The organism is Agrobacterium sp. 6Ca8 (genome assembly GCF_055382765.1).
Map to the genome: position 1 here is coordinate 2,352,952 of NZ_AP026433.1, position 13,017 is coordinate 2,365,968.

Here is a 13,017-nt window from a genome sequence, read left to right on the forward strand (position 1 = left end):
TTAACGGACAGGAAACGGGTCAGAGCCATAATAAATGCTCAACCATAAAGCAGCTTATGCGAAGAACACGGACTAACCCGAAGACAGGTATTGCGTATCGGAAAGCTGGCACCGCTCTTGCGGTTGCCGTTACGTTCGCCCTGTACCCGGCGTTTACTCGCGATGCTTTTGCTTTCAAGCTGTTCGGCGTGCGTCTCTGGGGTTCGGAAGAACCGGAGATCGAAGTTATAAATCCGGTCAAATATGCCGTGACGCTGAATGCTGCCGATGCAGACAAATCTCTCAAAGGCAGCCTGGAAAACAGCTCGCTTCTTCTGGCCGACAAGGACAAACCGGCCTCCGGCGATCTCGGCCTTCTGATCAAGGCGCGTGATGACAGGGACAGGCTGATCGCAGCGCTTTACGAAAACGCCCGATATGGCGGCATCGTCAAGGTCACGGTCGCCGGCAAGGATGTGGACGATCTGCCACCCAATCCGGTGTTCGATCACTCCGCTCCGGTGCCCGTTGTCATAACCGTCACCCCCGGCCCGGTCTTCACGCTCGGCAATATCAGGCTCGAGGGCGATGTGACGGGCCGCAACCTTGAAGAATACGGTCTCGTCACCGGCGGCGATGCCGGATCTCTGGCAATCATCCGCGCCGGCAACAAGCTGATCGATGATCTGAAAGCCGAAGGCCGCCCGCTTGCGAAGCTGACGAAACGCGAGGCCGTTGCAAACCACGCGACGAACACGGTCGATATTACCATGGCTGCCGAAGGTGGCCCCGTGGCACCCCTCGGCGCGGTTACCGTCACCGGCGAAAAAACCGTCGACGGCGACTTCATCCGCCGTTATTCGCGCCTCAATGGCGGCGAACCCTACTCGCCGGAAAAACTGCGCAAGGCCGCAGACCGGCTACGCCAGCTCGGCGTCTTTTCCAGCCTGACAATCAAGGAAGCAGGAACGCTGTCGCGCGATGGCTCCATTCCGCTCACCATCGAGGTGTCAGAGGGCAAGCACCGTTATTTCGGCGTCGGCGCACAATATTCCACCACGGAAGGCATTGGCCTCCAGGGGTATTGGGGCCACAGGAACCTGTTCGGGCAGGCGGAATCGCTGCGGATCGAGGGTTCGGTTTCACGCATCGCCGAAGCATCGAGCGTTGAAGGCATGGACTATTCGGCGGGCATCACCTTCACAAAGCCCGGCATGTTCAACCCGCGCACCACATTCAAGACCAGCCTGATCGCCAAGACCGAACATCCCGATACCTATGAGGCCAAGACCATAACTGGAGCCGCCGGTTTCAGTTATGAGCTGAACGACACCGATACCGCAGCCGCCGGTCTCGAGGTGCAGTGGGCAGATACCGAAGACGCATTCGGCAAGAACAAATATCTGACCACCTCCATACCGCTGGAATTCGTTCGCGATACGCGCGACGACAAGCTCAACCCCACTGAAGGCTTTCGTGCATCGGTGGCCGCCAAGCCCAGCTACGAAGCGCTGAACGGCACTTTCTTTTCCTCCTTTGAAGGCTCTATTTCGGGTTATAAGGGACTCGGCGCCGAAGATCGCTTGATCATGGCCGGAAAGCTTTCCGGCGGCGTGCTCGTCGGCGGCAGCAATCTGCAGGACATACCGACCACAAGGCGCTTTTATGCCGGCGGCGGTGGATCCGTCCGCGGCTATAGCTACCAGGAAATATCGCCCTATAATGCAGCCGGTGATGCAACTGGCGGCCGCTCTTACGTGGTTGGCTCCATCGAAGCCCGTATCAAGGTCACCGATACGATCGGAATCGTGCCCTTCATCGATGCGGGTGTGGTATCCGACAGCGTGACCCCTGATTTCTCCGATATCCGGGCTGGCGCCGGTATTGGTTTGCGTTACGCAACGCCCTTTGGGCCTTTGCGTCTTGATGTCGCCATGCCGCTTGAAAAATATGATGGTGGCAACAATTTCGGCATTTATGCTGGCATCGGCCAGTCTTTTTAAACGCCGCCATCGAACACCCTAGCAACAAAGTGTAGATTACGCTTGATGACAACGTTGATTCGATTGCTGAAATGGCTGGGCTACGCTGCTCTTTGCGGCGTGGTGCTGGTGTTGCTTGCGGTTCTGTTCGTCGGTCTTACCCCGATGGGTGCAAGAATTGCCGCAAAGCAGATTTCATCGCTCGTTTCCACGCCCGACCAGACAATCGAAATCTCTCCACCCAGCGGTCTTTTGACCGGTCGCCTGCGGCTCGACAATGTCACCCTTTCGGATCGGCAGGGACCTTACGCCCGCGTGAACCAGATCGCCGTTGACTGGTCGCCGCTCTCGCTTCTTGCCGGAACCTTCCACGCCGACCGGGTGTTGGCCGGATCGATTGATGTCGATCGCAAACCGCTTCCCGCTGAGCAAACATCGACCAAAAGCTCCGGCAGTTCGTCCCTGCCGATTGAAATCGACATCGACAGTTTCGATTTCCCCGATATTAGCCTCGGACAATCCCTTCTTGGCCGCGACTTCGAGCTGACCGCCGAGGGCAATCTCAAGGCCGCGCAGGACGATATCAGGCTATCGCTCACCGCCCACCGGCAGAGCACGCCGGACGCTGCCATCAATGCGGACATCGCGTTTCTGCCGAATGAAAATGTCTTGAAGTTGAAAGCGGAGATGAAGGAGCCCGAGGGCGGGCTTCTGGCCACGCTGCTCTCGCTTCCGGGCACACCCGCCGTGGCGATCGATGTGAACGGTGAAGGTCCGCTTTCTGACTGGACCGGCACTCTGCGCGGCAACGTCGCCGGCAACCCCGTGCTCAACGTCACCGGCCACCATCTACTTGGAGACGACGGCACGCGGCGTATCGAGGTCGCAGGCGGCGGCCAGCCCGATCTGCTTCTGCCCCCCGCTTTCCGGCAGCTTTTTGCCGGCGAGACGAAACTTGATGCAAACGCCACGCTCTCACCACAGGGCCGCATCGAAATCGGCAGCAGCACGCTGGAAACCGGCACATTGCTGCTGACTGCCTCGGGCACCGTGGATCCGAACGGCCAGAACGATCTTAGTGCCAACCTCATCGGCACCGCCGGGCCAGTGGATTTCCGCTGGCCGCTGAGCAATGGCGAGATCCAGGCCCTCATCAATGGCATTGATCTTTCCCTGAAAGGCAACGCTGATGCCGCTCATCTCAACACCACGGCATCGTTGCGCAGCCTTTCCCTCCCACAGGGTAGGCTTGATGATGTCAAGCTGGCGGCCAGGAGCGGCAATCTCAACATTGCCGATCGCAGCGGCACCATCGACACCATTCTCTCCGTGGCACAATCGTCCTTCGTCAGCCCGGATATCGACCGGCTGGTGCGTGCGCCGGTCACCATCAAGGCGCCGGTCAGCCTCACCTCCTCGACGCTCGGCTTTGACGGCGCGACGCTGGAGAGCGCCAGCGTCGGCGGAACGCTGAACGGCAGTTTCGACCTCGCGAACAATCGCCTGACATCCAGCGTGCAGCTCTTCGCGTTGCCCGCCACCCTGCCGCCAGCGCTGGCGGAAAAATTCGATACCACCATAGCTTTGCAGGGCGATATCGACCTGATCATTGGCGGGCGCACAAGCGTTCAGAACCTCGTGGTCAAATCCGGAACAATTGAAGCGACAGGTGATGTCAGTCTCGAAGACGACGCGTTGAGCGCCAATCTGACGGGCAAGTTTCCCGCTCTCGAAAAACTGACGCCACAGGCAAAGGGCGTTGCCGATTTTGCAATTGAAGCCAGCGGCGCGCTTGCCGCGCCCGACTTCAATGTCACCTTAAGCTCCGAAAGTGCCACTCTTGCCGGACGGAAGCTTGAAGCCCTGAAGGTCAATGCCGCAGGCAAGGCCGATCCGGCCGCACCGCAGGCAAAACTGACCGCCAGCGGCAGCCTCGACCGGCAGAAGATCGACGCCAACGCCAATGTGGTGCAGACAGAAAACGGCACGGCAATACCCGAGCTTCATGTGGCAGTGGGTCGCAACATCTTGAACGGGAAGCTGCAATTCTCGCAACAATTCCTGCCATCTGGCAATCTTTCGTTCAATTTCCCGGACTTGGCCCTGCTGGCGGCACTTGCCGCGCAACAGGCAGATGGCGATATTGCCGGCGACATCGTACTCAGTAACGATAACGGCCGGATTGCCGCGACGATAAAGGCGAATGGCGGCAGCATCCGCCAGGGCACAACGGTTATTTCGAAGCTCGCTGCCGATATCTCCATTGACGACCTTCAGGCGCTCGCCATCAACGGCAAGGTCAGCGCCGACAGCGTCAATGCTGGCACTGCGGCGATTTCGGCGCTGAATGCAACCATTGGCCATTCCGGCACGACCACCAACTTCGATGTCAACGGACGCTACGACAATGCGCCGCTCGTGGTAAAGGGCAGTGCCAATACCGCGGGATCGCCGATGACCGTGCGGCTCGATGCCTTCTCGGCCGCCCCCAAGGGCATTGCCGTACGGCTTGAAAAGCCGAGTACAATTGCGATCGAGAACGGCACGGCCCGCATCTCCGGTCTGACTATCATCACCGGCGACGGGCGCGTCGAGGTAAACGGCACGGCGGGTTCGACACTCGACATCAACGCCAATATCCGCTCGCTTCCCGCGAACCTCGCAAATGCCTTCGCCACCGGGCTGGATGCGGCGGGGAGTATATCCGGGACAGTCAGCGCCAAGGGCACGGCTTCAGACCCAGCGGTCGATTATAATCTGAACTGGACGAATGCCGAGGTTGCCCAGACGCGTGCGGCAGGGCTTGCAGCGCTCGGCATCAAGGCAAACGGCCGTTTCGCCGGCGGCACCCTGCAGATCGATACGAATGTAACCGGTCAGGGCGGCATGTCGCTTTCCGGCGGCGGTTCCCTCGGCATTGCCGGTAACCGCCCGCTTTCCATGGCCTTTTCCGGGAGGTTGCCCTTCTCCGCCGTTGCCGCACAAACCGCAGCACAGGGCCTCGATGTGGACGGCACCGCCGCCATCGATGTGAAGATTTCCGGCAGCGCTTCCGCGCCTGTCGTTACCGGCAGCATCACCACCGATGGTACACGACTGACCGATGTGCGCCGTAACCTCACGGTCAACGGGCTGGCAGCAACGGTCACCTTCGATCGTGATCGCGCCATCATCTCCCGGCTGACGGGAAAGCTTGCCGGCGGCGGAACGATCTCGGGAACGGGTAGCGTCGGTATAACGGGCGGTTCGGGCTTTCCAGCCGACATCACGATCACGTTGGACCGCGCCGGTTACAATGATGGCACGCTGGTGACGACCATCGTGAGCGGCACGCTGACGCTGAAGGGTCCGCTTCTGAATTCGCCCGTGCTTGGCGGCAAGCTGACGCTGGACAGAAGCGCCATCACCATCCCGGAGAAACTTCCAGCCTCGCTGACGGAAATCGACGTCAAGCACAAGAACGCCCCGCCGCAGGTGCGGGCGCAGGTAAAGGCACTCGGCAACGATCAGGGTGGCAGTGGCAGTTCATCCACTATCAATCTTGATCTGCAGGTAAACGCACCAAGCGGCATCTTCGTGCGCGGACGCGGCATCGACGCAGAACTGACCGGCAATCTGACCATTCGCGGTACGGCGGCTGTTCCCGTCATCTCCGGCGGTTTTGAAATGCGCCGTGGACGGCTCGAAATTCTCACCCGCCGTCTCGATTTCAATACGGGCAAGATAACCTTCGGCGGCGGCCTCGTGCCGGTTCTGGATATGGAGGCGCAGTCCACCGCTGGTTCCGCCACCATCACCGTTGCGGTTTCCGGCAATGCCAACGACCCGACATTCGCCTTCTCCTCAACCCCGGCTCTGCCGCAGGATGAGGTTATGGCACAGCTGATCTTCGGCCAATCCATGTCCAAGCTCTCGGCCTTGCAGATCGCGCGGCTGGCGGATGCGGCAGCCCAGCTTGCCGGCGGGCGCTCCACCTCGTTGTTCGACAAGCTCCGAAGCAATCTCGGTGTCGACGATCTCGACATCTCGACGGATTCGGAAGGCCAGGCCCGCGTTTCCGCCGGCAAATATCTCAACGAGCGAACCTATCTCGAACTGCAGCAAAGCGGCGATTCCGGCGCAAAGGCCATCATCAACCTCGATGTCGGGCGCGGCGTGAAGCTGCGCGGTGAAGCGGGCGGTAATGGCGAAGGTGCGGCCGGTATATTTTACGAGAAAGAATATTGAAGTCTTCGCATTTAGGTTTGCGAAACCATCTCATGCTACGAATCTTCCATTGAAGGCGGAAAATATTGTTTCCGGCTGTTCAGGCACCAGGCAGAACGCCAAATTCGCATATGCAAGTGTCGGTGCACTTGCGCTGGCCTCCACAGCGAGCATTGGGAAGAATTCTGATGGCAATGATAAACTCTACCAACTTTGGCGGCGAGACGCTCGAAATCATCGCATTCCGCCTGCATGATCAGGAATTCTGCGTGAAGACGACGACTATCCGCGAAATTCGCGGCTGGGCGCCTTCAACGCCCATTCCCCACGCGCCGAAAGACGTCATCGGCGTCATGAACCTGCGCGGTTCGGTTATTCCGATCATCGATCTCGCACACAAACTCGGAATGAAAAGCACCGTCGCAAATGAAAGAAGCGCCATCGTGGTGGCCGAAGTGCACAACATGGTCATCGGCATGCTCGTCGATCGCGTTTCGGACATTCTGACGATCCCGGCAAATCAGGTCCAGCCGGTTCCGGAAATCTCGGCCTCTTTCGACAAGTCCTACTCCGAAGGCATCATTGCCAACGAACATGGCATGATCTGCTTCCTGAACCTTGCAAAGATGTTCAAGGGAACCGAAGCGGAAGATCTCGCCGCCTGATCGTTGCAATTCCTTTGCATGACGGCCGGTTCGCGTTCTTAGGCAACCTAAGAACAAAGGCTCAAATACGAGACTATTGACCATTGAACCAAACCGCCGGAGCACCTGCCCGGCGGTTTTTGTTTTCATGACCGCCTCTTTTATTAAATAAGAACATTTTAATATTATAGATATCTAATATTAAAAGCCGACGAACAGTACCGCGCCTACATCACATCATGCGGGGTCCGATACCTGACCGAGGCTGACAAGTCGCAAGTGCCTGCATTGCTGCCTTTGGGGGCAGAACCTGTTCGTTGTTCAACATGATACGGCGCCGACCACACCTCCTGTGCGGCAGCGCGCGCCGAGGCCGCTATTTGGGGGACGTTAATGCTGGGGTTAGGGAAAAGCGCAGACAATCGAAATATGCTCGATGCGATATCCAGATCGCAGGCAGTCATAGAATTCGATCTTAAAGGCAATATTCTTACGGCAAACAGCAATTTCTGTGTGACGCTGGGCTATGATCTCGCGGAGATCGTCGGCAAGCATCATCGTATCTTCTGCGACCGGGAATTTGTCGCATCGCACGCATACCAGGAATTCTGGGAATCTCTTGCGCGCGGCGAATTTCAGGGCAAGGAATATCGCCGCATACGCAAGGATGGATCGACCATATGGATCGAGGCCTCCTACAACCCCGTCTTCAGGTCAGGCAAACCCTATAAGGTTGTCAAGATAGCGACCGACATCACAGCCAAGAAGATCAAGGCTGTAGAAGATGCTGGCAAACTCGAAGCGCTTTCACGCTCCCAGGCCACCATCGAATTTTTGCCGGATGGCACGATCATTACCGCCAATCCGAATTTCTGCGCCACTGTCAACTACGACCTCAAGGAAATCGAAGGCCGGCACCACCGTATGTTCTGCGATCCGGCCTATGCAGCATCGCCAGCCTATGCCAATTTCTGGCCGCGGCTGGCATCCGGAGAATTCATCTCAGACGAATTTGTTCGTTATGGAAAGAACGGCAAGGAGATATGGATCCAGGCCGCTTACAACCCGGTATTGGATGAGACAGGCAAGGTGGTGAAGGTTGTGAAATTCGCAACCGACGTGACGCCGCGTATGAGCGCCATCACCCTTCTCGCCGATGCCTTGCAGGCACTGGCCGAGGGTGACCTGGTGCAGCGCCTCGATAGCAGCTTCGTGCCCAGCATGGAGAAATTGCGCCAGGACTTCAACGGCGTGGTCGGCAAACTTCAGTCCACCATGCAGACGATCGCTCACAATGCCTCGACAATCGCATCCGGCTCGGGTGAAATCCGCATAGCCGCCGATCAGCTCTCGCAGCGAACCGAACAGCAGGCGGCCTCGCTGGAAGAAACAGCAGCGGCGCTGGAGCAAATCACCACCACCGTGACCGATGCGAGCCAGCGCGCCGGCGAGGCCGGGAAACTGGTGTTGCGGACGAGAGAACATGCCGAACATTCCGGTGAAGTCGTTCAGCAGGCAATTTCCGCCATGGACGCGATTTCGCGCTCCTCCGGTGAAATCACCAACATCATCGGCGTCATTGACGACATCGCATTCCAGACCAATCTTCTGGCGCTGAATGCGGGCGTGGAAGCTGCCCGTGCCGGTGAAGCGGGCAAGGGTTTCGCGGTGGTCGCCCAAGAGGTACGGGAACTCGCGCAACGATCCGCCGTTGCTGCCAAGGAAATCAAGTCCCTCATCAACACCTCCCGCGAACAGGTCGCCAATGGCGTCGATCTGGTTGGCAGAACCGGCGGTGCGCTGCGGGATATTCAATCGCAAATGGGCGAAATCGATGCCAACGTCTCGGCCATCGTCGAGGCCTCGCGCGAACAGGCCAACGGTCTGAGAGAAATCAACCAGGCCGTCAACGTTATGGATCAGGCGACCCAGAAAAACGCCGCCATGGTGGAAGAAACCACTGCCGCCAGCCACGGCCTCGCCAATGAAGCGGACAACCTGCACGAATTGCTGCGGCAGTTCAGAATATCGCGCGAAGGACAGGTATCATCCGCCCAGCCGACCGATAAAAGACCCGCTGCAATAACGAGGCTGACAGCACCACAGCCGCGATACGCAGCGGCAAGGTCTCACGGAAATGCTGCGCCCGAATGGGCGGAGTTTTAGTATGCTTCGAAGCCCGGATGCCAATGCCGGCCGGCAACTGGCATCATAAAATAACGCGGTCCGCACGGGTGAAGATTTCGAAGTCTTCACCCCGCACCAGCGCAACAAGCGTGATGCCCGCACTCTCGGCGGTTTCGATGGCAAGCGCGGTAGGAGCCGAAATTGCTGCCATAACCGGACTACCAAGGATCGCTGTCTTCTGAATCATCTCCACCGACAGGCGACTGGTGACGGCAACAATGCCTGTCTTGGCGGAAATACCGGCATTCACGACAGCACCGGCCAACTTGTCGAGCGCATTGTGGCGACCGACATCTTCGCGCACCGCAAGCAAACCATCTTGACGACTATAAAAACCCGCACCGTGAACGGCCCTGGTTTCGCGGTTGAGGCTTTGTGCGTCGCTCAGTGCTTTCACCGCGGCAACGATGTCATCACCGTGGATCGACATTCTCACGCCGCTGAGATCGGGGACCACGCGAACCGCCTGTTCTATGGATTCGATCCCGCACAGACCGCAACCAACCGGACCTGCCATATGCCGCCGTCTCGCCCGCAGGGCATCAGCCTCGGCATCCATCAGATCCACCTGGACATCATAACCCTGCCCGGCTTCAATGACCTCTATCGCCCGGATTTCTGTGCGTGCCGATATGATGCCCTCTGTCAGGCTGAAGCCGACGGCGAAATCGACAAGATCAGCGGGACTAGCCATCATCACGGCATGGGTGCTGCCGCCGTAAGAAAAGGCAACCGGCACCTCCTCCGGCACGGCGCGCTCACCCGTGCTGAGGGCGCCCTGTCGCAGCGCGGATCTTGCGACCCTTCGATAACTGGCTTCTATCGACACGGCGATCATCCCTCCATGACAAGAAACATGACTTCTCGTCTGCTCTCGATCGACAACAGCGATGTTACTTTTCACCCTCATGTCTAGCCTATCGCCCTGAAAATCGGAATCGATTTCCGCAAACGTAATGAGCGGACCGAGACGCTTTTACTGGAACGAGAACTCAGATTTTTCTGCCTGCTTAAGAAAACAGGCAGTGGCCGAAAACAAAAAAGCGACCGAAACGGCCGCTTTCTGTTTTGGGTATTGTGTGGACAGTCATTCTTTCGAACCCGCCCGGTGCTTTCAAGCGGCGACGAGAACCTCATGCAGGTTCGTCAGTTCGTAGAGATGCTTTTCAAGCTTGGTCAGATGCTCGTGGTGATGATTGCCTTCCTGAATTTCGGCCTTGGCCAAATCGATGCGCTTCTGCAGCGTGTCAGGGGACATATCGTCAGCCGAAACAGCGGATTCGGCGAGAAGCGTGCAACCTGTCGGAAGAATATCGGCAAAACCACCGAAAACGACGTATTTATGGGTTTCGCCAGAGGCGAATTTCACCGTCACCAAGCCCGGCTTGATCGTCGTCATGGTGGGCGCGTGATTGGCCAGAACCGTCATCTCACCCAGCGTAGCCGGAATGACGACTTCCGTAACCGTTTCGGAAACGAGCAGACGTTCAGGGGAAACGAGATCGAATTTGAAACTGTCAGCCATGGCTATTCACTTCTTTTCAATTACGCGGGCGTCACGGACTTTTATTAAAACGCCGGCAAAGCCGTTCCGGTTTCACCGTCATCGTCGGCAAGGCGCGTGGTCGAACCACGCGCCCGCCAATTCATAATCAGGCAGCTTCAGCAGTCAGCTTCTTTGCCTTTTCGATGGCTTCTTCCATCGAACCGACCATGTAGAAAGCTGCTTCCGGCAGGCTGTCGTATTCGCCGTTGACCAGGCCCTTGAAGCCCTTGATCGTGTCTTCGAGTGCGACGAGCTTGCCCGGTGAACCGGTGAAGACTTCGGCAACGAAGAACGGCTGCGACAGGAAGCGCTCGATCTTACGGGCGCGGGCAACCGTCAGCTTGTCTTCTTCCGACAGTTCGTCCATGCCGAGGATGGCGATGATGTCCTGAAGGGACTTGTAGCGCTGCAGGGTCGACTGAACCTTACGGGCAACCTCGTAGTGTTCTTCACCGACGATCATCGGGTCGAGCATGCGCGAGGTGGAGTCGAGCGGGTCAACAGCCGGGTAAATACCCTTTTCTGCGATCGAACGCGACAGAACCGTCGTTGCGTCAAGGTGCGCGAACGAAGTGGCCGGCGCAGGGTCGGTCAAGTCGTCGGCGGGAACGTAAATCGCCTGAACAGAGGTGATCGAACCCTTGTTCGTGGTGGTGATGCGTTCCTGCATCTGGCCCATGTCGGTTGCGAGCGTCGGCTGATAGCCCACAGCCGAAGGAATACGGCCGAGAAGAGCCGAAACTTCCGAACCAGCCTGCGTGAAGCGGAAGATGTTGTCCACGAAGAACAGAACGTCCTGGCCTTCGTCGCGGAAGTTTTCAGCGATCGTCAGACCGGTCAGAGCGACGCGAGCGCGGGCGCCCGGCGGTTCGTTCATCTGGCCGTAAACGAGAGCTGCCTTGGAACCTTCGCCGCCGCCAAGCTTGTTGACGTTCGACTCGATCATTTCGTGATAGAGGTCGTTACCTTCGCGGGTACGCTCACCCACGCCGGCGAATACCGAGTAACCACCGTGCGCCTTGGCGACGTTGTTGATCAGTTCCATGATGAGAACCGTCTTGCCAACGCCAGCGCCGCCGAACAGGCCGATCTTGCCGCCCTTGGCGTAAGGAGCCAGAAGGTCAACGACCTTGATGCCGGTAACGAGGATCTGGCCTTCAGTCGACTGCTCGACGTAAGACGGTGCGTCCTGGTGGATGGCGCGCTTCTTGGCCGTTACGATCGGACCTGCTTCGTCAACCGGCTCACCGATGACGTTCATGATGCGGCCGAGCGTTTCCAGACCGACCGGAACCTCGATCGGAGCGCCCGTATCAGCGACGACCTGACCACGGACGAGACCTTCGGTCGAGTCCATGGCGATCGTGCGTACGACGTTTTCGCCGAGATGCTGAGCGACTTCCAGAACGAGGCGGTTGCCGTTGTTATCGGTTTCGAGCGCGTTGAGAATCGGAGGCAGTTCGCCTTCGAACGCCACGTCGACAACAGCGCCGATAACCTGGGTAACCTTGCCCGCGCCGTTCACCGCTGCGGTTTTCTTGGGGGTAGCTGCCTTAGCCATTATCCTTACCCTCTTTCCTTACCTCAGAGCGCTTCCGCGCCCGAAATGATTTCAATGAGTTCCTTGGTGATCTGAGCCTGACGCTGACGGTTGTAGGAAAGCGTCAGCTTGTTGATCATATCACCGGCATTGCGCGTTGCGTTGTCCATCGCGCTCATCTTGGCGCCCATTTCACCGGCAACGTTTTCGAGCAGAGCCCGGAAAACCTGAACCGAAATGTTGCGCGGAATAAGGTCTTCCAGAATAGAAGCCGCATCAGGCTCATATTCGTAGACGGCGCTCTGCGTTGCCTCAACCTCTTCCACAACAGGGACTGCGGCAGGAATAAGCTGCAGACCGGTCGGGATCTGGCTGATGACGGACTTGAATTCCGAGTAGATCAGCGTGCAGACGTCAAATTCACCCGCATTGAACAGGGAGATCACCTTCTTGGCGATCTGGTCGGCGTTTTCGAAACCGACCTTCTTCACTTCGCGCAGTTCGATGCGCTCGATGATATTAGCTGCGAATTCGCGACGAAGGCTGTCGTAACCCTTCTTGCCGACCGTGATGATCTTGACCGTTTTGCCTTCGGAAATCAGCTTGCGGGCTTGATCGCGGGCAAAACGGGAAATCTGCGAGTTGAAACCGCCGCAAAGACCACGTTCAGCCGTGCAGACAACGAGCAGATGCACGTTGTCCTTGCCGGTGCCGGTCATCAGCGCCGGAGCGACGTCCGCCTCGACCGCCTTGGCGATGTTGGCAAGAACGGCGCCCATGCGCTGCGAATAAGGCCGGGCGGCCTCCGCAGCTTCCTGGGCGCGCCGAAGCTTCGCCGCGGCGACCATTTTCATCGCCTTGGTAATCTTCTGCGTCGCCTTTACGGAGGCAATGCGGTTTTTCAGATCCTTTAGTGAAGGCATCCGTTATCCG

The 13,017-nt window shown here is 58.1% G+C and carries 8 protein-coding genes; 4 read left to right on the forward strand and 4 right to left on the reverse strand.

Annotated elements, in window-relative coordinates:
- Positions 1 to 56: 56 nt before the first annotated feature.
- The 4 genes from ACZ5A6_RS11575 to ACZ5A6_RS11590 all read left to right on the forward strand — a co-directional run bounded on the left by ACZ5A6_RS11575 (position 57) and on the right by ACZ5A6_RS11590 (position 8,977).
- Positions 57 to 1,982, forward strand: coding sequence for an autotransporter assembly complex protein TamA (locus ACZ5A6_RS11575; RefSeq protein ID WP_019566066.1), 1,926 nt, complete (start codon positions 57 to 59; stop codon positions 1,980 to 1,982).
- 45 nt (positions 1,983 to 2,027) lie between these two features.
- Positions 2,028 to 6,188, forward strand: a complete 4,161-nt coding sequence (locus ACZ5A6_RS11580; RefSeq protein WP_464110944.1) for a translocation/assembly module TamB domain-containing protein — start codon at positions 2,028 to 2,030, stop codon at positions 6,186 to 6,188.
- Between the two features lie 167 nt (positions 6,189 to 6,355).
- Positions 6,356 to 6,832: a chemotaxis protein CheW gene (locus ACZ5A6_RS11585; RefSeq protein ID WP_003504949.1), complete on the forward strand. Its 477-nt coding sequence runs from the start codon at positions 6,356 to 6,358 to the stop codon at positions 6,830 to 6,832.
- 372 nt (positions 6,833 to 7,204) lie between these two features.
- A complete protein-coding gene (locus ACZ5A6_RS11590; RefSeq protein ID WP_419460506.1) occupies positions 7,205 to 8,977 on the forward strand; it encodes a methyl-accepting chemotaxis protein in 1,773 nt (590 codons plus the stop codon).
- Between the two features lie 43 nt (positions 8,978 to 9,020).
- Here ACZ5A6_RS11590 and fdhD read toward each other — a convergent pair whose 3' ends face one another.
- From fdhD to ACZ5A6_RS11610, 4 genes are all read right to left on the reverse strand, one after another.
- Positions 9,021 to 9,836 carry a formate dehydrogenase accessory sulfurtransferase FdhD gene (gene fdhD, locus ACZ5A6_RS11595; RefSeq protein ID WP_121556811.1) on the reverse strand — a complete coding sequence of 272 codons (816 nt, stop codon included), beginning with the start codon at positions 9,834 to 9,836 and terminating at the stop codon, positions 9,021 to 9,023.
- 276 nt (positions 9,837 to 10,112) lie between these two features.
- A complete protein-coding gene (locus ACZ5A6_RS11600) occupies positions 10,113 to 10,523 on the reverse strand; it encodes a F0F1 ATP synthase subunit epsilon (protein WP_003516751.1) in 411 nt (136 codons plus the stop codon).
- A gap of 127 nt (positions 10,524 to 10,650) precedes the next feature.
- Positions 10,651 to 12,105 (reverse strand): F0F1 ATP synthase subunit beta, encoded by a 1,455-nt coding sequence (atpD, locus tag ACZ5A6_RS11605; RefSeq protein WP_003516750.1) that lies wholly within the window; start codon positions 12,103 to 12,105, stop codon positions 10,651 to 10,653.
- A gap of 23 nt (positions 12,106 to 12,128) precedes the next feature.
- Positions 12,129 to 13,007, reverse strand: a complete 879-nt coding sequence (locus ACZ5A6_RS11610) for a F0F1 ATP synthase subunit gamma (RefSeq protein WP_003516748.1) — start codon at positions 13,005 to 13,007, stop codon at positions 12,129 to 12,131.
- Between the last annotated feature and the right edge of the window lie 10 nt (positions 13,008 to 13,017).

What these genes read in the sequence shown, in the direction of transcription:
- ACZ5A6_RS11575 (WP_019566066.1), top strand. Translation starts at nt 57, where the DNA reads ATGCGAAGAACACGGACTAACCCGAAGACAGGTATTGCGTATCGGAAA.
- ACZ5A6_RS11580 (WP_464110944.1), top strand. Translation starts at nt 2,028, where the DNA reads ATGACAACGTTGATTCGATTGCTGAAATGGCTGGGCTACGCTGCTCTT.
- ACZ5A6_RS11585 (WP_003504949.1), top strand. Translation starts at nt 6,356, where the DNA reads ATGGCAATGATAAACTCTACCAACTTTGGCGGCGAGACGCTCGAAATC.
- ACZ5A6_RS11590 (WP_419460506.1), top strand. Translation starts at nt 7,205, where the DNA reads ATGCTGGGGTTAGGGAAAAGCGCAGACAATCGAAATATGCTCGATGCG.
- fdhD (WP_121556811.1), bottom strand. Translation starts at nt 9,836, where the DNA reads ATGATCGCCGTGTCGATAGAAGCCAGTTATCGAAGGGTCGCAAGATCC.
- ACZ5A6_RS11600 (WP_003516751.1), bottom strand. Translation starts at nt 10,523, where the DNA reads ATGGCTGACAGTTTCAAATTCGATCTCGTTTCCCCTGAACGTCTGCTC.
- atpD (WP_003516750.1), bottom strand. Translation starts at nt 12,105, where the DNA reads ATGGCTAAGGCAGCTACCCCCAAGAAAACCGCAGCGGTGAACGGCGCG.
- ACZ5A6_RS11610 (WP_003516748.1), bottom strand. Translation starts at nt 13,007, where the DNA reads ATGCCTTCACTAAAGGATCTGAAAAACCGCATTGCCTCCGTAAAGGCG.